The organism is Enterobacter sp. 6722112 (assembly GCF_058661685.1).
In genome coordinates this window covers 2,696,230-2,721,869 of record NZ_JBZWGR010000007.1, presented here as the reverse complement: position 1 = coordinate 2,721,869, position 25,640 = coordinate 2,696,230, and the positions used below count along the sequence as shown (strand labels likewise).

Genomic DNA, 25,640 nt, shown 5'->3' with positions numbered 1-25,640 from the left:
CCAGAGAAAAACAGAGATGGAACAAGCGCATACCCGGTTAATTGCTCAACTCAAGGAACGAATTGCCGCACCGGACAACACGCCGTTGTACCTGAAATTTGCCGAAACGGTTAAAAACGCGGTACGCAGCGGCGTGCTCGCGCACGGTAATATTTTGCCGGGCGAGCGCGATCTGAGCCAGCTGGCCGGTGTGTCGCGCATTACGGTGCGTAAAGCGATGCAGGCGCTGGAAGAGGCCGGCGTCGTCACCCGCGCGCGTGGATACGGTACGCAAATCAACAATATCTTTGAATATTCGCTAAAAGAGGCGCGCGGGTTTTCTCAGCAGGTGGTGCTGCGGGGCAAAACGCCCAACACGCTGTGGGTTAATAAACGCGTCGTGAAATGTCCGGAGGAGATCGCCCGCCACCTTTCCCTTGCGCCGGACAGCGATGTATTTCTGCTTAAGCGCATCCGCTACGTGGATGACGATGCGGTATCAATAGAGGAGTCCTGGGTACCGGTAGGGTTAATCCCCAATCCGGACGACATCGGCGTCTCGCTTTATGATTACTTCCGCAGCCAGAATATCTTTCCGCAGCGCACCCGTTCCCGCGTCAGCGCCCGGATGCCGGACAGCGAGTTTCAGGCGCATATCAAGATGGACGATAAGATACCGGTGCTGGTGATCAAGCAAGTCGCGCTCGATCAACAGCACCGGCCAATTGAGTACAGCATCAGCTACTGCCGCAGCGACCTATACGTCTTTGTGTGCGAGGAGTAGGGCCTCGCGCGTGGGGGCGCAGTCGCCACCGCGATGGCTGACTACCCAGGCGGCTACGGCATTGCCAAGCTGCACCGCCTCTGGCAGTGACCATCCCGCGGCCAGCCCGGCAAGGGTACCTCCCGCATGGCTGTCACCCGCGCCGATGGTATCGACCACGGTAGCAGGAAACGCCGGAACGTGTCCGGAAGCGTCACCGTCGTACCAGACCGCCCCGTCTTTATCATGGCGTACGATCAGCGCAGCGCCAAACCTCTGCTGCCACCGTGTGCCGAGCTCTTCCACGTTTACGCCAAGCCATTCGGCGGCAAGTTCCGCCTCCTGACGATTGAGCGAGACGATTGGTTTGCAGGCCATGATCCGCGCCATCAGCGGGTCGGGAATATCCGCGATGCGCGGACCGAAATCGATAAAGAGCGTCGCATCCTGAAGACTTTCCAGCCAGGCCGTCAGCAGCTCACCGCTGGGGGACGCCAGCTGGTAGCCGGACAAAGAGATCAGGCTCCCTGCCGGCACGCTTAACCCGTCCAGCCAGCGCTGCTGCCACTGGTTCTCCACGCCGCTAAACGACATAAAGGTCCGTTCACCGTCAGGCTCCACCAGCGCCAGGCACCAGCCGTTATCGCCCGTTTCCGCTTCCACGGCGCTGTGCAGATCCTGCTTCGCCATGGCGTTACGGATAATATCGGCCCACACGCCGTGGCCGACGGGAAGGGCGTTTTGCGCAGCAATGCCGAGCCGCTTCAGGGCGATGGCGATATTCAGCGCGCAGCCGCCAATATTCACTCCCTGTTGCTTCAGCTCGATATCACACCCGCGCCAGGGCAGGGCGTAGGCGTCGGCAATCACGTCGATGACCGCCGCGCCGAGTACCGTTACGGGGCGCGTGGCGTGAAGGGTTTCGAGACGGCGGGCAAAAGCACTCATACGCCCTCCCTTTGCTCCCGGAAGTGCAGCAGTTTTTCGCAGTAGTGGCCGAAATCGAGCCGGTTTACGGCATCAAGTTCGTTTTTGAGTGCCGGATCAATGGCCTGTACACCGTGCAGCGCGCCGCAGATGGCCGTTGCCATCGCGCCGATAGTGTCAGTATCACCGCCCAGGTTGGCGCATAACACCGCGCAGCGGTTCGGATCGGTACCCGCGAGTTCGACCATCGCAATCGCCGCCGGAACGGACTCAAGGGTGCTCGTGCCCGCGCCAATAAGCTGATAGATCTGCTCGCTGGCGGACTCGGTACCGTTGGCTTCGCGCACGGTTTTCAGGGCCAGCTCAATACGAGCGGAAAGCGATGCGCTGAAGGTGGTCGTGTTCGCCTCCTGCGCCGCACGGGCAATACCCGGCAGGGCATCGGCGATGTGATGCCAGCGTTCGCCGTCGATAGCGCGTGAAACCGCCCAGGCGATCACCACCGCACCGGCGATGGCGAGATCCGATTTATGGGTCGGGCTGGAGGCTAACGCAACCTGTTCCACAAAGTGCGCCAGACGCGTGGCTGGCAGGAGGCATCCCAGCGGGGAGGCGCGCATCGCCGCCCCGTTGGTGACGCCGTTGTTTTCCAGCTGGCTCACCGGCTTGCCGTCACGGATGGCGTTCAGGGCAATTTTGGAGGTCGGGCCGAGCACATTCTTATTGAACGCGTCAAAATCCAGCGCCCAGTCCAGAATATGCTTACCGATAACGTCAGGGTTAATTTCCCCGTCGCATTCGATAATCGCGTCGGCCAGGCACAGCGCCATCGACGTATCATCCGTAAATTCGGCCTGCTTAAAGTAACAGGCGGCATTATTCTCAGCCGGGCCGGGTAAGAAACGGTCGATCCAGCCGAAGTGTGCTTTCACCCTCTTACGCGGCCACAGCTCCGACGGCATCCCCATCGCATCCCCTAACGCCTGCCCGTAAAGAGCACCGAGAATACGGTCTTGTTTCATTTAACTTCCCCTCGTGTCAGCGCGGTATCGCCATCAACCACCTCAATTGCGGTGATCTCTTTATCCGATTCGCGGAAAAACAGCATAAACAGTACGGCAATCACCACAATCATGATTGCACCAAACGTCCACATTCCGGCCCAGTTGAAGGTCAGCCCATTCACCGGCTCTTTATATGCGAACATTTTTTCCATCATCACGCCGCCGAGACGGTAACCCAGCAGGCTACCAAAGCCCTGACAGCACAGCGTGATCAAGCCCTGCGCCGCGTTGCGCATGTGCACTGGCGCTTTTTTATCCACGTAGATGTACGCGGTGACGTAATAGAAGTCATAGCTTACGCCGTGCAGCAGAATACCGAGGAACAGCAGGGCGTAGGTGAAGTATTGCTCGGCGCCGCCGTAAACAAAGAAACCGTAGCGAATGGCGGCGGTGATCAGGCCCAGCAGCAAGACCTTCTTAATACCAAAGCGTTTGGTAAAGAATGGCAGAGCGAGCATGAAGAAGATTTCAGAGAACTGGCCGAGGGTCATCCAGCCGGTGGCGTTTTTCATCCCCACTTCGGTGAGATAGCCGTTGGCAAAGATATAGTAGAAGGCCAGCGGCATGGCGAACAGGAACGAGCAGAAGAAGAACACCAGGAAGTTTTTATCGCGCAGCAGGATCAGCGCATCCAGCCCCAGCATCACTTTGAAATCCAGCTTGCCGGTACTCTTCGGCGGGGTATTCGGCAGGAACAGCGCGAAGACGCCAAGCAGAAGGGAGCTGGCAGCGGTCATCAGCAGCGGGATATTGGTGTCAGAGATGTCGCTATAGCCCATCATCTGCGGCAGGAAGCCGCACGCCAGGCCGGAGGCAATCCAGCCGATGGTGCCCATCACGCGAATGCGCGGGAAATCAGCCTCCACGTCATCGACGTTCGCGAAGGCGATACTGTTGGTCAGCGCGATGGTCGGCATATAGGTCAGGGAGTAGGCCAGCAGCAGCGGGAAGAAGGTGCTGAACTGGGTTTGCTGTGCTGCGAAATACATCAGAATCGCGCCAGCGAACATCAGCACGGCCAGCACTTTCTGGGCGGCGAAGAAACGGTCCGTCAGCGAGCCGACAAGGATGGGAGAGAGGATCGCGGCAATCGCGGTACAGGCGTACGACCAGCCAATTTCCCCGGCGGTAAACCCGCTCTTACTCAGCCACAGCCACAGCGGCACAAACCATGCGCCCCAGATAAACCATTCAACGAACATCATGAATGACAGTTGGACTTTCGTTTTCATTTTTTAATCCTGCATGTCAGAGGTACGCATGTAACATACCATGTGATAATACCTTTTAAATACCTTTAAGGCGATTGTTTGATCAGTGTAACAAAAATGTTGTACACGAAACGAGCCAGCAGATTGTGCTTAAAAAAGTTGCAAATGGTGGAAAATAGGTTAAGTCGGTACCAGGCTTAGTCTGCCTGCAAAAACGTGGGCTTGGATCACACGCTCCGACATCATGTCGGACTTACGGGAGCATCACTATGACTGATATTGCGCAACTGCTTGGCAAAGACGCCGACAGCCTTTTACAGCATCGTTGTATGACCATTCCAGCCGACCAGCTTTATCTGCCTGGCCATGATTACGTAGACCGCGTCATGGTAGACAACAACCGTCCGCCTGCCGTACTGCGAAACATGCAGACGCTTTACAATACCGGTCGTCTGGGCGGGACCGGGTATCTCTCCATTCTGCCCGTTGACCAGGGCGTAGAGCACTCGGCGGGAGCGTCGTTTGCTGCTAACCCGCTCTACTTTGACCCGAAAAACATTGTCGAGCTGGCGATTGAAGCGGGCTGTAACTGTGTGGCATCGACGTATGGCGTGCTGGCCTCCGTTTCCCGCCGCTATGCTCACCGCATTCCGTTCCTCGTCAAGCTGAATCACAACGAAACCCTGAGCTACCCAACCGAATACGACCAGACACTGTACGCCAGCGTCGAACAGGCTTTCAACATGGGTGCGGTAGCGGTCGGGGCGACTATCTATTTTGGCTCTGAGCAGTCGCGTCGGCAGATAGAAGAGATCTCTGCCGCGTTTGAGCGCGCGCACGAGCTGGGGATGGTGACCGTATTGTGGGCCTATCTGCGTAACAACGCGTTTAAGAAAGACGGCGTGGATTACCACGTATCAGCGGATCTGACCGGTCAGGCAAATCACCTGGCGGCAACCATCGGCGCGGACATCGTGAAACAGAAAATGGCCGAGAATAACGGCGGGTATAAAGCGGTGAACTTTGGCTATACCGACGACCGCGTCTACAGCAAGCTGACCAGCGACAACCCTATCGATCTGGTGCGCTACCAGCTGGCTAACTGCTACATGGGCCGCGCCGGGCTGATTAACTCCGGCGGTGCAGCAGGCGGTGAAACCGATCTGACCGACGCGGTGCGCACGGCGGTGATTAACAAACGCGCCGGCGGAATGGGGCTGATCCTGGGCCGCAAAGCGTTTAAAAAATCCATGGCCGACGGCGTGAAGCTGATTAATGCGGTTCAGGATGTCTATCTGGACAATAAAGTGACGATTGCCTAATCGCACGCATCTTCCTGCCGGGATAAGCGTGACCCGGCAGGAAAGTTCTCTCGCTTACTCCTTCAGCGTTTCAGGATGAGGAGTATTCAGCAGACCCGCCATCCCTCTCTTGCTGCTATTTGCTTTTTCTAAGCCCGGCTGCGTGACGCGGATAAAGGCACACAGAACAAAAGCCAGCAGATAAAGCACCGTATAGGCGATGACCACACCGAGCGTGCTGAACCAGGGCAGCAGCACCACGGCAATCGCCGGCGCAAGGAAGTTAGACAGGCCGGCTGACAGGTTATACACCGAAATCGCCGCCCCCTTGTGCCGCGGCTCCAGCGCCGGGAACACCGCCGCCATCGGTACGAAGGCCGCCACAAAAATCCCCAGCGCGATGGCCGGGACCAGCGCCATGGCAAAGTTATGCCCGAAGTGCTGCGGAATGTAGTAAAACGCCAGGCTCGAGAGCGCCATCCCGATGCAGCCAAACCAACGCACCACCCGCATCCAGCCCATTTTTTCCGCCACCACGCCCCAGAAGACGTTCGAGAAGATGGTGGTGAAGAAGAATACCGCCCAGACCTGAAGCCACTCGGAGGTGGTGAAGCCCAGTTCGTCAACAAACATCATCGGCATGATGACGGCAAACCCGAACAGGGAGAGGGTGTTGATGATACGCACCATGCTGGAGAGCAGAATACTGCGGTTGGTGTAGAGCAGCGTCGCCGCACGGCCCAGCTCGGCGATTTTTTCCCGGGTGGAGAGATTATGCATGTGCGTTGGGGTTTTGACGCTGCGCAGGGATACTATGGCGATGACTCCCCCCGCCAGACAAAACGCCAGTGCCAGCCACAGGGTGCCCATCTCCCCGATGTGCGGAATGGTAAAGCTCGGAATATAACTGCCCGCCACGCCAATACCTACGGAATAAACCGCCCAGTACCAGCCCAGCGCCGAGCTGGATTTATCGCTACGCACATTATGAATAATGACCACGATGAAGGCGTACAAAAATAACGGGTAGGCCAGACCGCGGATCCCATAGAACAGCAGAATTAATGCGTAATTTGCCTGACCCAGACCAAAAACGAGAAACAGGACGTGGAAAACGCACCACAGGACGAAGCCAATCAGCATGGTTTTTTGCGGGGTGATGATTTCAGCCACCACGCCGGAGATCCACGCGGAGAGCGCCGCCGCGAGACCGTAAAGCGTGAAGGCGAAAGAGGCTTCAGCAGGCGTGAAGCCCAGTGATTTAATATAGTGCGACAGGAATGCCAGCTCGAAACCGTCACCCGTCATAAAGACCGCGATCGCCAGATATCCCCATAGCAGGTTCAGCGGCAATCCCAGCCACTGTTTATTTATTTCGGACATATTGACCTCGTTTGTAGCGTACAGGTAAGCCCACACCGGAAATATTCCGGCGTGAGTTTTCTTATTGTCTTTTTCTCTAAATATACTGACGTGTATTTATTCTCTGATTACTGTCGCAGTCTGTTGTAACTGCTTATAAGCCTCGTATCGACGCAGATGAAGGGACTGATAGTTCGCTTGCGGATAGAAATATTTATCCACGTGGGTAAATTGTTTCATGGCATCGGTCACTGAAGGCGCTATATTTCCCGCCACCGCCCCGAGAATGGCCGAACCCAGTAATACCGGTTCGCTGCATTGGGTCGCTAACACCGGTAGCCCGCAGGTATCTGCCAGCAGCTGGCGAACGAAAGGGTGCTGGCCCGCGCCGCCGCTGATAACGATATTTTCGGTCTGTACGCCGCATTCACGCTGGGCGTCAATGATTTGTCGCAAACCGTAACCGATACCACACAGACCGGCCACATACAGTGCCATCAGGTTATTGATATCGTTCTCCATGCCCAGCCCGCAGATCGTGGCCCGCGCATGGGGATCGGCAAAGGGCGCGCGGTTACCCAGAAATTCGGGTACCACGTGCAGTCCTGCTGCCAGGTTCACCGCCTCTGAGGCGGTGGCGAAGGTCTGTAAAAGCCTGTCCGCCAGGTAAACCGGCAGCGGCAGGTCTGACTCCTGTGCCAGCTGGCGCGCTTGCGGTGCGGCAGGATGGAAACTTAATAACCGATCGATAGCGGCACCCGCGGCGCTTTGTCCGCCCTCAATCAGCCACAGTCCAGGTACCATCGCGCTAAAATAAGGCCCCCAAACGCCGGGCACAAAAACGGCGCTCTCGGCGCTGGTCATGGTGCACGATGAGGTGCCAAAGACATACGCAAGATTGTTCAGCGCGCCGCCGCCAACGCCCAACGTCCCGATGCCGCCAGCGTGGGCATCAATTAACCCTACCGCCACCGGCGTGCCTGGCAGCAAGCCCATCTCACGCGCGGCCTGCTCCGTTAAGCCCTCGCCGCAAGGGGTGCCGGGGGCGGCAATATGCTGCCCTATGCGGACAAAATCTTCTCCGGCCAGCTCGTCCAGGCCAACGGTGCGGAAATAGTCCGGGTCCCAGCGATTCTCATGGGCCAGCCACGTCCATTTACAGGTTACGGTACAGATGGAACGGGTGACATCGCCGGTCGCGCGCCAGGTCAGGAAATCGGCCAAATCGAAAAATTGCCAGGCGCGATCGTAGACCTCTCGGTGGTTTTCTTTCAGCCACAGCAGCTTGGGCGTCTCCATTTCGGGCGATATTTTCCCGCCAACGTAGTCCAGCACCGGATGATGGGTGGCGTTGATGCGCTCCGCCTGGTCTGTCGCACGGTGATCCATCCAGACGATGATATTGTTTTCCGCTTCACCGTCAGGGCTGACCGCCAGCGGTTCGCCATTGTTGTCCAACACCACCAGCGAGCAGGTGGCGTCAAACCCGATGCCGGCAACGCTCTGCGGAGTCGTCCCGGAGCGCGCCAGCGCCTCGCGGATGCAGCGGCAAACGGCCTGCCAGATCTCGGCGCTGGACTGCTCCACGCGGCTTCCGCTGCGGTGCACGGTGGCAATTTTCTGCGTCGCGTGGGAAAGCAGCCTGCCGCTGAGATCGAAAATGCCCGCGCGAACGCTGCCGGAGCCGACGTCTACGCCGATAACGGTTTCTGGTGTACTCTTCATCCTTACGGCCCTTAAAGATCGACGCTGTTAGGCAGAATCACTAGATCCCGGACGGTAACGTTCTTCGAACGGGTCACCATGAACAACACCGATTCTGCGACTTCAATCGGCTGCATCAGGCTGCCGTTTGCCAGCGCTTCATCCATTTTGGCCTGCGGCCAGTCGTCGAGCAGAGCCGTCACTACCGGCCCAGGCAGAACGGCTCCGACGCGTACGCCATGTTCCGCGACCTGACGACGGGTGGTATGCACGAACGCCTGAACGGCAAATTTGGACGCGGTGTAGATCGGCTCCCAGATAACCGGCACCACGCCCGCAATGGAGCTGGTGAAGATAATATCGCCTGACTTCTGCGCAATCATATGCGGCAGTACGGCGCGAACGCAGCGGAAGGCGGCGTTGATATTCAGGTTCAGTACGCGATCCCAGACGTCCGGGTCGCCTTCAGCAACCGGCCCGCCGATGTAGGCGCCTGCATTGGCGTGAAAAATATCCAGGCCGCCGGCGAGGCCGACAATGTCGCTCAGCATCGCGTCGACTTGCTCGGGTTTGAACAGATCGATTTGCAGGGCAAACGCGTTCTCGCCCAGCTCGGCGACAAGGCGCTGAAGCTTTTCGCCTTCCCGGTCGATTAACACCACCTTAGCGCCAGCGCCGAGCAGCGTTTTTGCACACTCCAGGCCAATACCTGAGGCGGCGCCAGTGATAGCAGCGACTTTGCCCTGAAGGGAACTATTCATGGAGGGGACAGAGTGATTCATTTTATAATCCTTTATGCAGAGATGATTTTTAGGGTGTGTCTGCTTTCGCGTGAAGAACGGGGGTTCTGACTGACGCGTGAAGCAAACTGCTCAATCGATGAAGCAGATCTAGCACTTGCTTATTTCTCCAGCAAGAGACATTCAAAATGAAGAGGCGATTTTGTGACGCGCGTTGAGAAAACGAAGAAAACGACCATTTACGATCTGGCGGAACTCACCGGCGTTTCTGCCAGCGCGGTGAGTGCTATTTTGAATGGCAACTGGAAGAAACGCCGCATCAGCGCCAGCCTGGCAGAGAAGGTAACCCGCATTGCACAAGAGCAGGGCTACGCGGTTAACCGTCAGGCAAGCCTGCTGCGCAGCAAGAAATCGAACGTTATCGGCATGATTGTGCCGAAATATGACAACCGCTATTTCGGCTCTATAGCGGAAAAATTCGAAGAGATGGCGCGTGCCAGAGGGCTGTTGCCGATTATTACCTGCACACGCCGACAGCCGGAACTCGAGCTGGATGCCGCCCGTGCCATGCTCTCCTGGCAGGTTGACTGGGTCATTGCCACGGGGGCGACACACCCGGACAAAATTGCTGAACTCTGTCATCAGGCGGGCGTACCTACGCTAAATCTTGATCTGCCGGGTACCCTGGCGCCCTCTATCATTTCGGATAACTACGGCGGCGCGAAGATGCTGACAGAGCGGATCCTCGCCAGCAGCTTTAAACGGTTTGGTTCGCTGGCTCCGCTGACCTTCGTGGGCGGACGCCGGAGTGATAACAACACCGCAGAGCGCCTGCGCGGGTTCCTTGATGCCCATCAGGCCCATGGGCTGACCGTTCCGGAACAGCAGCTGCTGGTCACCGGGTACTCGTCATCGCGCGTGGAGGAGCAGCTCAGAGCCACCTTCCCGTCGCCATCGACGGCGCTAAAGGGGCTGTTTGTCAATTCGACCATTTCGCTGGAGGGGGTGGTACGTTGGCTGGCCCAATACGGGCAGACCGGCCAAAATCAGCCGCCGATGGGTTGTTTTGACTGGGACCCATTTGTCTCTCTGCTGGGACATGATATCGACATGGTGCGCCAGGACGTCCCGGCGATGCTGGAGAAGGTATTTGAAATTCTCGATTCCGGTGATACCTCGGTCAGGCGTATTGAGATCCCACCGGAACTGATTGGCAGCCAGAGCGTCACGGGCTAGCCCTGACGCGTCAGCAGCCAGCGCGCGGTCTGTTCATCCGTCACCAGACCGTTTACCCAGCCGCCTTTGAGGGCGGCAAGGATCGCCGGGCGTTTATCCTCGCCGCAGGCGGCCGCAATACGTGGACACTGGCTCTGGCGAATATCGTAGCTGGTAATAAAGCGATTAATCTGGCTGTCGATGACGTTGCCGTCGGCATCGATAAAGCGTCCGAGTATTTCGCCAACGCCACCGCGCTGGGTCAACTCTTCCAGCTGTGCCTCATCGATAAACCCGTCTTTGAAGATAGGGCTCTGCCTGCCCAGCGCCCCGATGCCGACAAAAATCACATCGGCCGCATCCGCCACGGCGCAGACGTTACGGAACAGGCGGTTTGAGCACCACATCTCATGCTCCTCGCTGGACTGAGCATAGCGCGGCGCCGGCCACTGGTAATATTTTCCCTGAATTTTACGCGCCAGCAGCAACGGCACATCATCGTAATAGTTACATTGCCCGTGCTCGTTCATGGCGCTGATCAGGGCGACACAGCGGGTGTTGTGGCTGTCAAAATCGATACGCTTGATGGTTTTTTTTAGCGTCAGTCCGGAGCCAATTCCGACAACCGTGGGTTTATCACCTTGCAGGTAGCGGGCCATCAGCTGATAACAGCCAAACGTCACGCTATCCAGCGCGCTTTCATTGCGGTAGACGGGCACAATGTTGCAGTGGGTCAGGTGATATTTTTCCGCGAGAAGTTGCGCATAATCGAGGCAGTTAGCGACAGGGTGATGAAGCCCAATCGAGACAATGCCTTCCTCTTTCGCGGCGGCAATCAGCCGCTGCACCACCGGTCTTGATGTGCCGAGCTGGCTGGCAATTTCGCTTTGATTAAGCCCGGCGATGTAATACATCCATGCCGCCCGCACTTTTTGATCGAGCCTGATGTCATCTTCTTTGCTCACGTTTCCCTGCCTCAAGAGTGGGGTTGAGGGCGGTCAACACCCACAACAATTGTCTGTCATTCTGGCGGGTGCTCCGCGCTGAGGCAAGCGGTTTGCTCTTTATTGGTCATTTGTTATTTGAATGGTCATTTGTTCTTTTGTGATCTGTAGCTCTTATTTTAATCAAATGATCATCTACAGTTCAGCCATAACCTCACTGGAGAACAGAACAATGACCGAGAAATACACATGGCTACATATTGGGCTGGGGTCTTTTCATCGTGCGCATCAGGCGTGGTATCTGCATCGCCTGATTGCCGGCGGCGATACGCGCTGGCACATCGCTGCGGGCAACATACGCAACGATGCTGAACATGTGGTGCAGGCGCTGGCCGCGCAGAAGGGGCGATATGTACTGGAGACCGTCAGCCCGGAAGGCGAGAGAGACTATGAAGAGATCGCCTCGATTCAGACGCTGATCCCGTGGCAGGCGGATTTGCAGCCGCTGATTGCCGAAGGGGCGAACCCGCAGACTCGGGTCATCGCGTTTACCGTGACGGAGGGGGGCTACTATCTGGATACCAGCCACAGGCTGGATGTGGCCAATGCCGATCTGGCGAGCGATATTAAGGGCGGCTGTAAAACCATCTACGGGACAATTGCCCGCATCCTCGAAGCGCGTATGGCGAACGGAGCGGGTCCGGTAACCTTGCTTAACTGTGACAACGTGCGGCATAACGGCGAGCGCTTCCACGACGGGTTGATTGAATTCTTAACCCTCAGCGGCAAACAGAGGGTCATCGACTGGCTGAGCGCTAATGCGACCTGTCCGAATACCATGGTGGATCGCATCACACCGCGTCCAGCGGCCGATCTCCCGGCGCGCATTAAGGCCCGGACGGGCATAGACGATAACGCCCCGGTTATGGGGGAACGCTTTATTCAGTGGGTGATTGAAGACAATTTCCGCGACGTTCGTCCCGCGCTGGAAACGGTGGGCGTGGAGCTGGTGGGATCCGTCATCCCTTATGAAGAGGCGAAGATCCGCATCCTCAATGCCTCCCATAGCTGTATCGCCTGGGCGGGTACTCTGGTCGGGCAGCAGTATATCCATGAAAGCACGCTGACAGAGTTTATCTACAAGATTGCCGACCGCTACGTGACGGAAGATGTCATTCCCTGCCTGGGAGATAATGGCATCGATCTGCCAGCCTACCGCGACGTGGTGCTTAAGCGTTTTACCAACCCCTGGATTCAGGACACCAACCAGCGCGTCGCGGCCGACGGGTTCTCGAAGATCCCGGCGATGATAGCCCCAACGCTGCGTGAATGTTACCAGCGCGGCGTACGTCCTGACGCTACCGCTATGCTGCCTGCGCTGTTCTACGTCTATATGGAGCAGTGGCATCACGGCAAGCTGCCATATGAATACCAGGACGGTATCCTCAACGCCTCTGCGGTACATGCGATGTTCGAATCGGACGATCCGATAGCCCGATATGCCAGCGATACCGCCCTGTTTGGCGATCTGACCGGCCGGGAAGATTTTGCCGCGCTTCTGCGTGAAAAAATCGCTGACGTCTACGCGCTGATTAAGTGAGAGGTGGGTATGTATCTGGGCATCGATCTTGGCACATCAGAAGTAAAGGCGCTGGTCATTGACGAAAACAACGGCGTTGTCGCTACCCATAGCGCGCCGCTGACGATACAGCGTCCGAAGCCGCACTGGTCTGAACAATCGCCGGAAGCCTGGTGGGAGGCAACCGAATACCTGATTGCCACCCTCCGGGAGAAGTGCGGCCACCACTGGCAGGCGATAAAAGCCATTGGCCTTTCCGGACAGATGCACGGTGCGGTACTGCTGGATGCCGCGGGTGAACCCCTGCGTCCGGCCATCCTGTGGAATGACACCCGCTGCGCGCAGGAGTGCGCAGAGCTGGAAGAGATGGCGCCCGAGCTGCACCAGGTGGCGGGGAACCTGGCAATGCCGGGGTTTACGGCACCAAAGCTGCTCTGGGTGCGCCGTCATGAGCCGCAGAACTTCAGCCGTCTCGCCACCGTGCTGCTGCCGAAGGATTATCTGCGCTTCAAAATGACCGGAAAAAAAATCTCTGATATGTCGGACTCGGCAGGGACGCTGTGGCTGGATGTGGGAAAACGAGACTGGTCGGATGCACTGCTGGAAAAATGTGGGCTGTCGCGTGCCGCCATGCCTGCGCTGGTGGAAGGGTGTGAGGTCTCGGCGCTACTCGAACCTGCGGTAGCGCAGCGGTGGGGTCTGAACCCCTCGGTTATCGTTGCCGGCGGCGGGGGAGATAACGCCGTCAGCGCGATAGGGGTTGGGGCCGTTTCGCCGGGCGATGCGTTTATTTCGCTGGGCACCTCCGGCGTGCTGTTTGTGGTCACAGATGCCTACCGTCCGGCGCCCCAGTCTGCCGTGCACGCGTTCTGTCACGTGCTGCCAAACCTGTGGCATCAGATGAGCGTGATGTTAAGCGCCGCCAGTTGTCTACAGTGGTTTTGCCGTCTGGTGGGCGTCACGGAGCTGGCATTGCTTGAGGAGATCGCCCAGCTAAGCGATGCGGAGAAAGCGAGCGCGCCGATGTTCCTGCCGTACCTTTCCGGGGAACGTACGCCGCATAACGATCCCTGTGCTCGGGGCATGTTCTGGGGGCTAACGCACTCCAGCCAGCGTGCGCTGATGGGGTATGCGGTGCTGGAAGGCGTCAGCTTCGGTATTGCCGATGGCCTTCGCGTGTTGCAGGAGAGCGGCACGCAGATTGAACAGTGCTCCCTCGTCGGCGGCGGGGCGCGGAGCCCCTTCTGGGCCCAGCTGCTGGCCGATATTCTGGCGATGCCGGTGGTGACGCATAAGGGCGGCGAAACCGGCGGTGCGCTGGGGGCTGCACGGCTGGCCTGTCTCGCAGCCGGTAAGCCGCTGGCTTCCGTGTGCGAAAAACCTGAAGTCTATAAAACCTGGCGCAGCGATCCGGCGCGCCACCGTGCGCTGATGACGCGTTACCAGCAGTTTAACGCGCTTTACCAAAACGACCTGAACTACCGAAACCCATAATTCTGTGGCAAAGACCCTCCGGTGATGCTGCCGGAGCGGTTCCCTGTACCCTAAAAACGAGGTCAATATGTCGTTAAATAACAAACAATGGCTGGGATTACCCCTGAGTCTGGTCTGGGGGTATATCGCTATCGCGGTCTTTATGACGGGCGATGGTTTCGAGCTGGCATTCCTGTCGCACTATATTAAGGCGCTGGGCTTCACGCCTGCTGAAGCCTCTTTCGCCTTCACGCTCTACGGTCTCGCGGCGGCGCTCTCCGCATGGATTTCCGGCGTGGTGGCTGAAATCATCACCCCGCAAAAAACCATGCTGATTGGCTTCGTCCTGTGGTGCGTTTTCCACGTCCTGTTTCTCGTTTTTGGTCTGGGTCAGGCAAATTACGCATTAATTCTGCTGTTCTACGGAATCCGCGGCCTGGCCTATCCGCTGTTCCTCTATGCCTTTATCGTCGCCATTGTGCATAACGTTCGCAGCGACAGTACCAGCGCGGCGCTGGGCTGGTTCTGGGCGGTTTACTCTATCGGCATCGGCGTGTTCGGCAGCTACATTCCGAGCTTTACCATTCCGCACATCGGGGAGATGGGCACCCTGTGGCTGGCGCTGGCGTTTTGCGTAACCGGCGGGATCATTGCGCTGGTCTCTATGCGTAAGGTGGAAACGCCACGGCATATGCAGACTCTCTCCACCCGGGAAAAAATCGCCGAGCTGGGCCGTGCGGCGACGCTGCTCTACACCAACCGCAGTATTCTGCTCTCCAGCATGGTGCGTATCATCAACACCCTCTCCCTGTTCGGGTTTGCCGTCATCATGCCGATGATGTTTGTTGACGAACTGGGCTTCACCACCTCCGAGTGGCTTCAGGTCTGGGCGGTATTCTTCTTCACCACCATCTTCTCGAACGTCTTCTGGGGCGTGGTGGCGGAAAAAATGGGCTGGATGCGGGTGGTGCGTTGGTTTGGCTGCATCGGGATGGCGCTTTCGAGCCTGGCGTTTTACTACATTCCGCAGCACTTCGGGCATAACTTTGCCATGGCGCTGGTCCCGGCCATCGCGCTGGGGATTTTTGTGGCGGCCTTCGTACCGATGGCGGCGGTGTTCCCGGCGCTGGAGCCGCGGCACAAGGGGGCGGCGATTTCGGTGTATAACCTGTCAGCCGGTCTGTCTAACTTTCTTGCGCCGGCGATTGCCGTGGTGCTGCTGCCCTGGTTCAGCACGCTCGGCGTGGTCATTGCCTACACGGCGCTGTATGTCGTGGCCTTCATCCTGTGTCCGTTTATTCGGGTTGAACAGCCTGGGTTTGTTCGTCAGGAAACCTGTAAGGGTGAAACGGTCGGAATTTCGTAATTTATTCAGGCCTGACGGCAGCGTCGGGCCATTCACGGAGACGTATGATGGATGTTAAGGCGGTAATTTTTGACATGGATGGCGTCATCATTGACTCCGAAGGCCTGTGGCGTCAGGCGCAGAAAGCAGCTCTGGCAGGCTGGCGTGCTGAGGTCAGCGACGAAGAGTGTGAGTCACTGACGAAAGGCAAGCGGCTGGATGAGATTGCCCGGACCTGGTGCGAATACTGCAAACTTGAGGCCGATCCTGAAATGATTGAAGCGGCCATTCGTCTGCGCATCATCGAACTGATTGGCCGGGAAGGCAAAGCGATAGAGGGCATCTACGACGTGATGTCGTATTTTCGTGAGGCAGGTTACCGGATTGCACTTGCCACCTCTTCGTCGCATGAAATCGTGCATGCGGTGCTTAAGAAACTCAGGATGGGTCACTATTTTGAGGTCATTTGCAGCGCCGACGATGAACGCTACGGAAAACCGCACCCTGCCGTCTATCTCTCGGCGCTGCGAAAATTAGGCCTGACGGCCTCGCAGTGTATAGTGATTGAGGACAGCCAGAGCGGCTACCGTGCCGCCCTTAGTGCGGGGCTCAAAACCCTCATCGTCTCGCCAGCGTGCCATCATGCCAGCTTTAACAATGCCAGTGGCCGGTATGCGTCTATGCATGCGCTGCTGGAAACGCTTGCCGTTCCAGCCCCGGAAGCGGGTTAGTTGACTGATTTGTAAGCGCAGAAGTTTCCGCGGGTTGTTGCCGGTCAGCATATTCCTGCTTCTGCGCTTACCTTCAAATAACGTCTCCCGATCAACCTCACATTTCCCCGCGCTTTTGTGAAAATTGTCACGTCCGACCGTGCATATGCCCAAAAAATAGCCTCTCCTTAACGCGTTTTGTCCGAGGACGTGCTGATTTTTTATGCTTAAATTACATACTGAAACGCATTTTTAAAATCATAAAACCCCTTTGTCATTTTCTGCTTCTGGGCTTATCGCCGGACTTAAGGACCGATAATGAAAATTGAATCTGTAAACGTCACCGTTTTTCAGTACCCGACGCGTCGGGTCTCTGACGCCGCGGGGCATTCGCATCCTGGGCCGGAGAGCATGGCCAAAATGGCGATGCTGACCATCACGGCAGAAGAGGGCACCCGCGGATATTCGTTCGCGCCGCCGGAAGTGGTGCGCCCCTTTGTGGTCAATACCTTCTTTCGCAAAGTGCTGGTGGGGCAGGACGCATTCAACCGGGAACGCATCTGGCAGGATCTGGCGCACTGGCAGCGGGGAAGCGCGCATCAGCTGACCGAGCGTGCGCTGGGCTTCGTTGAACAGGCGCTGTGGGATCTGATTGGCCGTAAGCTCAACCTGCCGGTCTGGAAACTGCTTGGCGGCTATCGCGATAAGGTGCCGGCCTATGGCAGCACCATGTGCGGCGACGATCTGCCGGGCGGATTATCCACGCCAGAGGAGTACGCCAGCTTTGCCGAAAAGCTGGTGGCGCGCGGTTACAAGGCCATCAAGCTGCACACCTGGATGCCGCCGGTCTCTTTCGCCCCCAATCCAAAGATGGACGTCAAAGCCTGTGCCGCCGTGCGTGAAGCGGTTGGCCCGGACATTGACCTGATGATTGACGGCTACCACTGGTACAGCCGTACCGAGGCGCTGTACATCGGCAAAGCGCTGGAAAAGCTTGACTTCGCCTGGTTTGAAGAGCCGATGGAAGAGGAGAGCATGGCCTCCTACGCGTGGCTGGCGGAGAACCTCTCGATTCCGGTTATCGGGCCGGAAAGCCTGGGCGGAAAGCACCACAGCCGTGCTGACTGGATCAAAGCCGGAGCCTGCGACATCCTGCGCGCAGGGTCGAACGGCGTGGGCGGCATTTCCCCAACGCTGAAGGTGGCGAACCTGGCGGAATCTTTTGGCATGGACTGCGAAATACACGGCAACGGCGCGGCCAGCCTGGCGGTGATTGGCGCCATCAAAAACTGCCGCTGGTACGAGCGCGGCCTGCTGCACCCGTTCCTCGACTACGACCAACCGGCGGCGTACCTCAACAGCCTGGTGGACCCGATGGACGAAAACGGCATGGTCAGTCTGCCGACCCGCCCGGGACTGGGCGAAGACATTAATTTTGCATATATCGAAGCCAATACCGTCAGCCACGACTGACAGATAAAAACGTACCCTACAGGCGATATATACATGAAACGATCTCCCTTAGCCGGGGCGTGCTTGCTCGCGCTCTCGCTGATGATGGGGAGCGGTGCGGCGTACGCGAAAACGCCGCCCGACCAGCTCATCATCGGCATGAACATGAATAACCTGCTGACCCTCGATCCGTCGGCAATGACCGGTAACGAAGTGGTCGGCATTGTGGTCAATCTCTACGACTCGCTGGTGGAGCTGGACCCGAACGCGCTCACCAACGTCAGGCCCGCGCTGGCGACGTCCTGGGATATTTCGCCGGACCGTAAAACCCTCACCTTTCACCTGCGTGACGACGTTAAATTCCACTCTGGCAACCCGCTCACGGCGGAGGATGTGGTCTGGTCGATGCGCCGTCTGCTGCACCTCAACCTTGCCCAGGCCTCGGTGTGGAAGTCGTATGGATTTTCTAAGCAAAACATCGACAGCCAAATCAGCGCCCCCGATGCCTACACGGTGCAAATTGTTCTGCCTAAGCCTAACGATCCGCAGCTGGTGATCTACTCCCTCGACGCGCTCGGCAACCTCGGCGTGCTCGACAGCAAAACGGTGCAGCAGCACGCGGTGAATAACGACTGGGGCAACCGCTGGCTTACCACCAACGAAGCGGGTTCCGGCCCGTTTATGCTGGAAACCTGGCAGGCGAAGGATGTGCTGCGCATGCAGCGCAACCCGCAATACTGGCGGGAAGAACCCAAAATGAGCCGGGTGGTGCTGCGTCATTTCCAGGAGTCACAAACCCTGCGCCTGATGATTGAGAAAGGCGACCTCGACGTTGCCAACAACATGGCGGTGGCGGACATTAACGCCCTGCGCAAAGACCCGCAGCTCACCGTCGAAGCCGTGCAGAAAGGCACGGTGTACTACGTGGCGATGAGCATGAAAGAGGCCCATTTCGCTAACCCGAAGGTGCGCGAAGCGGTGCGCTATCTGATTGACTATCAGGGCATCAACAGCGCGCTGATGCCGGGCTACGGCGTGCTGCACCAGCGCCCGATCAAGGCGGGTATGCCGTCCACGCTGCCGGACCCGGGCTATAGGCTCGATATCCCGCGCGCCAGAAAGCTGCTGGCGGAGGCGGGCTACCCGGACGGGTTTGACACCACCCTGCGGGTGCTGGCGGATCAGCCGTTCCTCAATATCGCCATCGCCGTGCAGTCGACGCTGATGCAGGCGGGCATCAACGCCAAAATCATCACCGGCACCGGGAACCAGATTTACGGCGCAATGCGCGAGCGCAAGTTCGACATGCTGGTGGGGCGCGGCGGTAGCGGCGTCGAACCCCATCCGCACTCCAGCCTGCGGGCGTTGGTCTATAACCCGGACAACAGCGATGAAGCCCGTCTGACCAACTTCCAGGGCTGGCGTACCAGCTTCTACGACAAGCCGCTCAACGAAATGATCGACAAGGCCCTGCTGGAGCGCGATCCGGAAAAACAGATCGCCGACTACCAGCAGATCCAGGTCCGCTACGACGCGCTGATCCCGGCGATGATCCCCCTGTCACAGATGGTCGATTCGGTGGTGGTGCGTAACGAGGTGAAGAACTTCCAGTCGCACCCGTCGGCCACCACCTTCCTGCGCGACGTCTACAAAACCGGAGGTGACAAATGAGTGTGGCAATTCTCGCGCCCGGCTCACGGACCCGGCGCTTCTCAAAGCGGTTAACGCAGGTGGTGGTGACGCTGTTCGGTCTGCTGCTGCTGACCTTTTTCATCGGCCGCGTAATGCCCGTCGATCCGGTGCTGGCGATTGTCGGACCGGATGCCGACCACAGCACCTATCAGCAGGTCTATCACCAGCTGGGATTCGACCGGTCGCTGCTGGCTCAGTTCGGTATTTACCTCAATAACCTGCTGCACGGCGATCTGGGCAATGCCCTGCTGACGGGTAAACCGGTGACTGCCGATATTCTGCGCGTCTTCCCGGCGACGCTCGAGCTGGCGACGATGGCGATTATCGTCGGTGCGGGTCTGGGCATTCCGCTGGGCGTACTGGCGGCGGCGCGGCGCAACAGCGTTTCCGACTACGTGGTGCGCATCATCAGTCTGGCGGGTTATTCCACGCCGATTTTCTGGGTCGGGATGATGGGGCTGCTGCTGTTCTACGCCTGGCTTGGCTGGGTGGGAGGCGCGGGACGTCTGGATCTCGGACTGGAGGGGGTAGTCCCACGCCGCACCGGACTGATGACGGTGGATGCGCTGCTGGCCGGGAACGGCGCGGTGTTCTGGAACGCCATTAACCATCTGGTTTTGCCCGCGTCGCTGCTTGGCTTCCACTCGCTGGCCTATATCAGCCGCATGACCCGCAGCTTCATGCTGGCGCAGCTGTCGCAGGAGTTCATTATCACTGCCCGGGTGAAGGGCTTAACTGAACGTCAGGTGATCTGGAATCACGCGTTTCGCAACATTCTCGTGCAGCTCCTGACGGTAGTGGCGCTGGCCTACGGCTCGCTGCTGGAGGGGGCGGTGCTGATTGAAACCGTCTTCTCCTGGCCGGGCTTCGGTTCGTATCTCACCGGCAGCCTGCTGCTCGGGGATATGAACGCGGTCATGGGCTGCGTGCTGCTGGTGGGGGTCATCTTCGTGATGCTGAACCTGCTCTCCGACATGCTGTATCAACTCTTTGACCCGAGGACGAAATCATGACCGTTTCTCTGGATTCGCCGCTGGGGACCGGGCCATCCGAACGCCGCCAGCGTATCAGACGCACGCTGGGCCGCGCCGCGGGCTTCGTCGGCAAGATGGCGCGCAATCCGCTCACCGCCATCGGCGGCGGGATTATCCTGCTGCTGCTGATTGTGGCGGCGTTTGCCCCGCTGATCGCGCCGTACAACCCGCTGGTGCAGGACCTCAATAACGCGCTGGTCGCCCCGAACGCACTGCACTGGTTCGGCACCGACGAGTTTGGCCGGGACATCTTCAGCCGGCTGGTGTACGGCGCGCGCATCACGCTCTACATCGTGCTGCTGGTCTCCGTGACCGTTGGCCCGCTGGGGCTGCTGCTGGGCGTGACCGCAGGCTACTTCGGCGGCAGGGTGGACGCGGTGCTGATGCGCGTCACCGATATCTTTATCTCCTTCCCGAGCCTGGTGCTGGCGCTGGCGTTTGTCGCGGCGCTCGGGCCGGGGCTGGAGCACGTGGTGATTGCGATTACGCTCACCGCCTGGCCGCCGATTGCCCGTCTGGCGCGCGCCGAAACCCTCTCTCTGCGCCAGGCCGATTTTATCTCCGCCGTGCGGCTTCAGGGTGCTTCCCCGGTGCGCGTACTGTGGCGTCACATTGTCCCGCTGTGCCTGCCGTCAGTGATTATCCGCATCACCATGAACATGGCGGGGATCATTCTCACCGCCGCCGGGCTGGGCTTTCTTGGCCTTGGCGCACAGCCGCCGGAGCCGGAGTGGGGAGCGATGATCTCCAGCGGTCGTACCTACATGATGGAGTGCTGGTGGGTGGTGACTATTCCGGGGCTGGCGATCCTGATCAACAGTCTGGCGTTCAACTTCTTAGGAGATGGCCTGCGTGACATCCTCGATCCTCGTAGCGAATAACCCGATGCTCGACGTGCGCGATCTCCACGTCGATTTTATCAACGGCGACGCGGTCACCCACGCGGTGCGCGGCGTCTCTTTCCAGCTCGGACGCGAAAAGCTGGCGATTGTCGGTGAATCCGGTTCCGGTAAATCCACCGTCGGGCGGGCGCTGCTACGCCTGCATCCGGCCAAAGCGCAGATCCGCGCGGCGCGGATGCAGTTTGGCGATGTCGATTTACAGGCCGTCAGCGAGGCGCAGATGCGCGGCATTCGCGGCAAGCGCATCTCGATGATCATGCAGGACCCGAAATACTCCCTTAACCCGGTGGTGTGCGTGGGCGACCAAATTGCCGAAGCCTGGCTGACCCATCATCCGGGGCGCAAGGCGGAAGCCAAAGCCAGAGTGCTGGAGATGCTCGACGTGGTGCGCATTCGCCAGCCGGAGCGGGTGTATCACCTCTGTCCGCACGAGATTTCCGGCGGGCAGGGGCAACGCATCATGATCGCCATGATGCTGATCGCCGATCCCGAGCTGGTCATTGCCGACGAGCCGACTTCGGCGCTGGACGTGTCGGTGCGTTTGCAGGTGCTGGGCCTGCTCGACGACCTGGTGCAGTCCCGCGGTCTGGGGCTGATCTTTATCAGCCACGACATCAACATGGTGCGCAGCTTCTGCGACCGGGTGCTGGTGATGTACGCCGGACGGGTGGTGGAGTCGATTGCCGCGAAGGATCTGCACAACGCCAGGCATCCCTACACCCAGGGGCTCATCAGCGCGCTACCGGAAATCAACCATCGCCGACCGACGCTGCCGGTATTACAGCGTCAGGCCAGCTGGCTCACCGAGTAAGGAGCAGAGATGATCGAGATACAACACCTTAACCTGACGTTTGGCGAGGGCGAGAAGCGTAATCAGGTGCTGGACGATGTGAATATCAGCGTGAGGGACGGCGAGATTTACGGCCTGGTGGGGGAGTCCGGTTCGGGCAAAACCACGGTGCTGAAATGCCTTGCCGGGCTGTTTACCCACTGGGAGGGCGAGCTGGCGATTAACGGCAAGCGGCTGGAAAAACGTATCAGCCAGGAACGCTGCCGCCGGGTGCAGATGGTATTTCAGGATCCGTACGGCTCTTTGCATCCGCGTCACACCATCGGCGATATTCTGGAAGAGCCGCTGCACATTCAACGCATAAAAAATCGGGAGCGGCGCGTTCACGCCCTGCTGGATAAAGTTGGGCTTAGCCGGGCGTTTCGCGATCGCTATCCGCACCAGCTTTCCGGCGGGCAGCGCCAGCGCGTGGCGATTGCCAGGGCGCTGATTCTGGAGCCGCAGGTGCTGCTGCTGGATGAACCTACCTCGGCGCTGGACGTCTCGGTTCAGGCGGAAATCCTCAACCTGCTGGCGGAACTTCAGCGTGAGTCGAACCTGACCTACCTGATGGTCACCCACGATCTGGGCGTGATTGCCCATCTGTGTCAGAAGGTGGCGGTAATGCAGTATGGCAAAATCCTTGAAAGCCTGACGGTGGACGAACTGGTCGCCGGGCAGGCCAAAACCGACTATACGCGGATGCTGGTCAATGCCTCACAGCAGTATTCCCGCGAGATGGCGCGGGAGGTGGCGGTGTATTAGGTAGCCGGGTGGCGGCTACGCGATCGGTCCTGTAGGCCGGGTAAGGCGTAGCCGCCACCCGGCAAACCATCAGCGCAAGAGCTGACAATCCGGCGGTAATCGGCACTGCAACGCGCCCGGAACAACTTCGATGCGGAATTTCTCTCCGCTCAGCGGTTCACCATCAAGGTTAAAGGTCATGCCGTGTGGGGCGATCACTTCAAACCACGCGGATTTCCCGGCGATGATATTGGGGCTCTCCTCTGGCTGCGTCAGCGTCGTAAACAGCGCGGGCAGCAGCCCGTCGCCAGTAAAAATGCGCAGCTGTAGCTGACCATCATTAATCAGGGCTTCCGGGCAAAGCTGCTGTCCGCCGCCTGCCTGACGTCCGTTGCCGATACCAATCACCAGCGCGTCGCCCTGCCAGTGGAAGTTCTCACCGTGGATTTCACAACTGTCGGGCTTGAGGGTGTCCATGCGCATCAGGCCGTGAATGAGGTACGAGACGCCGCCCAGCGCGGCTTTCAGCTTCTCCGGCGTTTCGCTGGTGATCCGCGTGCCGAAACCGCCCGTTGCCATGTTGATAAAGCAGGTTCTTTCATTCACCTGCGCGATGTCGACGGCGGTCGCTTTCCCGAGGATAGCCAGTTGCAGCGCTTTGCCTAAATCCTCAGGTATGCCGGCGCTGGTGGCAAAATCATTGGCGGTACCGAGCGGTAAAATGCCCATCACCGGGCGATGTGCTGTGTTGAGGTCAATAAGCGCGCCAGCGATCTCGTTGATTGTTCCGTCGCCGCCGCCTGAAATGATGGTCTCAGCGCCTAACCTGATGCCTTCGTCGATATAGCGTGCCGCATCGCCTTTTTCAAAGGTCACCCGCACGTGAATGCGCGCGCCATCTTCACGCAATTCGGTGATCGCCTGGCGCAACAGATCGTTGCCTGCACTTTTGCCATTGAGAATTAATAAACTGTCTGGATAGGATGCCATCCGGGTTGCTCCCTTTTTTAACTATAGAAAGAGTGTATCCCAGAGAAGGAAAAAGCGGGTAAGAACAGGATGAAAGGCAAAAAATAAGCCCGCGTAAGGGAGATTACGCAGGCTAAGGAGGTGGTTCCTGGTACAGCTAGCATTTATGGGTTATGTTTTTCAGCGGGGGGATAATACCCGTATTGAACGAAGCGGTATGTGATCCGATTCTAAGAATTATCCCAGCGTGAAAAAATCCCGTTGATTGACTATTTGCCGTGTGGATTTCGGGTATTTTCACCTTCAAAATTACGCATCAGCAGCGCAAACTCCAGCTCTACCTCTTCAGGAACCGGCAGCCAGACCACATGGCCGTCGCCAGGTGCGACCTCTATCGCCTCACCTTTTTTGTTTTCCAGGTGCTCCAGGCGGAAGTTCATGTTGCCCTGAGGCGTCATCAGCTCCAGGCTGTCGCCTTTAGTGAATTTGTTTTTTACGGCGACGGCGGCCAGCGGACCTTTACGTTCGCCGGTGAAGTCGCCTACAAACTGCTGGCGTTCGGAAATCGAGTAGCCATGCTCGTAGTTCTGGTAGTCGTCGTGGGTGTGACGACGCAGGAAACCTTCGGTATAGCCGCGATGCGCCAGACCTTCCAGCGTTTCCAGCAGGCTGGTGTCGAACGGTTTGCCGGCGGCGGCATCGTCGATGGCTTTGCGATACACCTGTGCGGTACGGGCGCAGTAGTAGTAAGACTTGGTGCGGCCTTCGATTTTCAGGGAGTGTACGCCCATCTGGGTTAAACGCTCGACGTGTGCGATGGCGCGCAGATCTTTGGAGTTCATGATGTAGGTGCCATGCTCGTCTTCGAAGGCGGTCATGTATTCGCCCGGACGTTTGGCTTCTTCGATCATAAACACGCTGTCGGTAGGCGCGCCGATACCCAGCGTTGGCTCAACGTTGGTGACCGGGATCGGCTCGTGTTTGTGCACGATATTGCCGATGTCATCTTCTTTGCCTTCCTGAACGTTATATTCCCAGCGGCAGGCGTTGGTGCAGGTGCCCTGGTTCGGGTCACGCTTGTTGATGTAGCCAGAGAGCAGGCAGCGGCCGGAGTAGGCCATGCACAGCGCGCCGTGAACGAAGATTTCGATCTCCATATCCGGCACCTGGGTGCGGATCTCTTCGATCTCTTCGAGGGACAGCTCGCGGGACAGAATGACGCGGGTCAGCCCCATCTGTTTCCAGAATTTCACCGTTGCCCAGTTGACGGCGTTAGCCTGCACCGAGAGGTGAATGTCCATCTCCGGGAAGTTCTCCCGAACCAGCATGATTAAACCCGGGTCCGACATGATCAGCGCGTCCGGCCCCATCTCCACGACCGGCTTCAGGTCGCGAATGAACGTTTTCAGCTTGGCGTTGTGCGGCGCGATGTTCACCACCACGTAGAATTTTTTTCCCAGGGCATGCGCTTCATTGATGCCGAGCTGAAGATTCTCGTGGTTGAATTCGTTGTTACGCACGCGCAGCGAGTAGCGCGGCTGGCCCGCGTAAACGGCGTCGGCACCATAGGCGAAAGCGTAACGCATATTTTGCAGCGTTCCCGCCGGGGAAAGGAGTTCCGGTTTAAACATGTTTGTTCTCGTTCTGATGACAGGTCAGATCCGCGTGCACCTGGTGCAGCGGTAAGGGGAGATCCCCCAC

At 58.3% G+C, this 25,640-nt stretch carries 22 protein-coding genes; 13 read left to right on the top strand and 9 right to left on the bottom strand.

Annotation, left to right across the window (positions count from 1 at the left end; translation table 11 throughout):
- The first annotated feature begins 16 nt into the window (after positions 1–16).
- Positions 17–763: a GntR family transcriptional regulator gene (locus AC4OVU_RS14435; protein WP_003859242.1), complete on the top strand. Its 747-nt coding sequence runs from the start codon at positions 17–19 to the stop codon at positions 761–763.
- Here AC4OVU_RS14435 and AC4OVU_RS14430 read toward each other — a convergent pair.
- The 3 genes from AC4OVU_RS14430 to AC4OVU_RS14420 are packed head-to-tail and all read right to left on the bottom strand — an operon-like array spanning position 737 to position 3,965.
- A complete protein-coding gene (locus tag AC4OVU_RS14430) occupies positions 737–1,690 on the bottom strand; it encodes a PfkB family carbohydrate kinase (protein ID WP_023295037.1) in 954 nt (317 codons plus the stop codon). The two genes, AC4OVU_RS14435 and AC4OVU_RS14430, sit on opposite strands and share 27 nt — an antisense overlap.
- A complete protein-coding gene (locus AC4OVU_RS14425; RefSeq protein ID WP_015572351.1) occupies positions 1,687–2,691 on the bottom strand; it encodes an ADP-ribosylglycohydrolase family protein in 1,005 nt (334 codons plus the stop codon). Before AC4OVU_RS14425 ends, AC4OVU_RS14430 begins: the two co-directional genes overlap by 4 nt.
- Positions 2,688–3,965, bottom strand: a complete 1,278-nt coding sequence (locus AC4OVU_RS14420; RefSeq protein WP_003859236.1) for a nucleoside permease — start codon at positions 3,963–3,965, stop codon at positions 2,688–2,690. The genes AC4OVU_RS14425 and AC4OVU_RS14420 overlap by 4 nt, the downstream gene beginning before the upstream one ends.
- Before the next feature lie 248 nt (positions 3,966–4,213).
- Between AC4OVU_RS14420 and fbaB the strand changes: the two genes are divergently transcribed.
- Entirely contained in the window at positions 4,214–5,266 is a 1,053-nt protein-coding gene (gene fbaB, locus AC4OVU_RS14415) for a class I fructose-bisphosphate aldolase (protein ID WP_015572352.1), read from the top strand.
- 54 nt (positions 5,267–5,320) lie between these two features.
- On the opposite strand, the gene AC4OVU_RS14410 is transcribed toward fbaB, so the two are convergent.
- The 3 genes from AC4OVU_RS14410 to AC4OVU_RS14400 all read right to left on the bottom strand — a co-directional run bounded on the left by AC4OVU_RS14410 (position 5,321) and on the right by AC4OVU_RS14400 (position 9,093).
- The gene (locus AC4OVU_RS14410) at positions 5,321–6,628 is read right to left on the bottom strand and encodes an RbtT/DalT/CsbX family MFS transporter (protein ID WP_491928724.1); all 1,308 of its coding nucleotides are present in this window, start codon (positions 6,626–6,628) and stop codon (positions 5,321–5,323) included.
- A 96-nt stretch (positions 6,629–6,724) separates the two neighbouring features.
- The gene (locus tag AC4OVU_RS14405; protein ID WP_047062496.1) at positions 6,725–8,332 is read right to left on the bottom strand and encodes an FGGY-family carbohydrate kinase; all 1,608 of its coding nucleotides are present in this window, start codon (positions 8,330–8,332) and stop codon (positions 6,725–6,727) included.
- An 11-nt stretch (positions 8,333–8,343) separates the two neighbouring features.
- Positions 8,344–9,093, bottom strand: coding sequence for an SDR family oxidoreductase (locus tag AC4OVU_RS14400; RefSeq protein ID WP_017693070.1), 750 nt, complete (start codon positions 9,091–9,093; stop codon positions 8,344–8,346).
- Between the two features lie 162 nt (positions 9,094–9,255).
- Between AC4OVU_RS14400 and AC4OVU_RS14395 the strand changes: the two genes are divergently transcribed.
- Positions 9,256–10,287 (top strand): LacI family DNA-binding transcriptional regulator, encoded by a 1,032-nt coding sequence (locus AC4OVU_RS14395; RefSeq protein WP_032654226.1) that lies wholly within the window; start codon positions 9,256–9,258, stop codon positions 10,285–10,287.
- Here AC4OVU_RS14395 and AC4OVU_RS14390 read toward each other — a convergent pair.
- Positions 10,284–11,231, bottom strand: coding sequence for a sugar-binding transcriptional regulator (locus AC4OVU_RS14390; RefSeq protein WP_023295033.1), 948 nt, complete (start codon positions 11,229–11,231; stop codon positions 10,284–10,286). The genes AC4OVU_RS14395 and AC4OVU_RS14390 overlap by 4 nt on opposite strands.
- 211 nt (positions 11,232–11,442) lie before the next feature.
- Here AC4OVU_RS14390 and dalD point away from each other — a divergent pair, with 211 nt between their 5' ends.
- The 10 genes from dalD (at position 11,443) to AC4OVU_RS14340 (ending at position 22,991) form a co-directional block, all read left to right on the top strand.
- Positions 11,443–12,810: a D-arabinitol 4-dehydrogenase gene (gene dalD, locus AC4OVU_RS14385; protein WP_017693073.1), complete on the top strand. Its 1,368-nt coding sequence runs from the start codon at positions 11,443–11,445 to the stop codon at positions 12,808–12,810.
- Between the two features lie 9 nt (positions 12,811–12,819).
- Positions 12,820–14,283: a xylulokinase gene (gene xylB / locus AC4OVU_RS14380; protein ID WP_015572354.1), complete on the top strand. Its 1,464-nt coding sequence runs from the start codon at positions 12,820–12,822 to the stop codon at positions 14,281–14,283.
- Positions 14,284–14,350: 67 nt separating this feature from the next.
- Positions 14,351–15,628 carry an RbtT/DalT/CsbX family MFS transporter gene (locus tag AC4OVU_RS14375; RefSeq protein ID WP_214606680.1) on the top strand — a complete coding sequence of 426 codons (1,278 nt, stop codon included), beginning with the start codon at positions 14,351–14,353 and terminating at the stop codon, positions 15,626–15,628.
- 44 nt (positions 15,629–15,672) lie between these two features.
- Positions 15,673–16,338, top strand: coding sequence for an HAD family hydrolase (locus tag AC4OVU_RS14370; protein ID WP_015572355.1), 666 nt, complete (start codon positions 15,673–15,675; stop codon positions 16,336–16,338).
- A 297-nt stretch (positions 16,339–16,635) separates the two neighbouring features.
- Positions 16,636–17,790, top strand: a complete 1,155-nt coding sequence (locus tag AC4OVU_RS14365) for a mandelate racemase family protein (RefSeq protein WP_015572356.1) — start codon at positions 16,636–16,638, stop codon at positions 17,788–17,790.
- Between the two features lie 33 nt (positions 17,791–17,823).
- Complete coding sequence (locus AC4OVU_RS14360; protein WP_491928723.1) at positions 17,824–19,440, top strand: ABC transporter substrate-binding protein; 1,617 nt, start codon at positions 17,824–17,826, stop codon at positions 19,438–19,440.
- Entirely contained in the window at positions 19,437–20,474 is a 1,038-nt protein-coding gene (locus AC4OVU_RS14355; protein ID WP_017693076.1) for an ABC transporter permease, read from the top strand. Before AC4OVU_RS14360 ends, AC4OVU_RS14355 begins: the two co-directional genes overlap by 4 nt.
- Positions 20,471–21,376 carry an ABC transporter permease gene (locus AC4OVU_RS14350; protein ID WP_015572358.1) on the top strand — a complete coding sequence of 302 codons (906 nt, stop codon included), beginning with the start codon at positions 20,471–20,473 and terminating at the stop codon, positions 21,374–21,376. Before AC4OVU_RS14355 ends, AC4OVU_RS14350 begins: the two co-directional genes overlap by 4 nt.
- The gene (locus AC4OVU_RS14345) at positions 21,348–22,208 is read left to right on the top strand and encodes an ABC transporter ATP-binding protein (protein WP_110292759.1); all 861 of its coding nucleotides are present in this window, start codon (positions 21,348–21,350) and stop codon (positions 22,206–22,208) included. Before AC4OVU_RS14350 ends, AC4OVU_RS14345 begins: the two co-directional genes overlap by 29 nt.
- A gap of 9 nt (positions 22,209–22,217) precedes the next feature.
- Positions 22,218–22,991, top strand: a complete 774-nt coding sequence (locus tag AC4OVU_RS14340) for an ABC transporter ATP-binding protein (protein WP_110292757.1) — start codon at positions 22,218–22,220, stop codon at positions 22,989–22,991.
- A gap of 69 nt (positions 22,992–23,060) precedes the next feature.
- Here the strand turns inward: AC4OVU_RS14340 and yegS are convergent, their stop codons facing one another.
- Entirely contained in the window at positions 23,061–23,960 is a 900-nt protein-coding gene (yegS, locus tag AC4OVU_RS14335; protein ID WP_015572360.1) for a lipid kinase YegS, read from the bottom strand.
- A gap of 248 nt (positions 23,961–24,208) precedes the next feature.
- Positions 24,209–25,570 (bottom strand): prephenate-dependent tRNA uridine(34) hydroxylase TrhP, encoded by a 1,362-nt coding sequence (gene trhP, locus AC4OVU_RS14330; RefSeq protein WP_017383261.1) that lies wholly within the window; start codon positions 25,568–25,570, stop codon positions 24,209–24,211.
- Positions 25,571–25,640 lie beyond the last annotated feature (70 nt).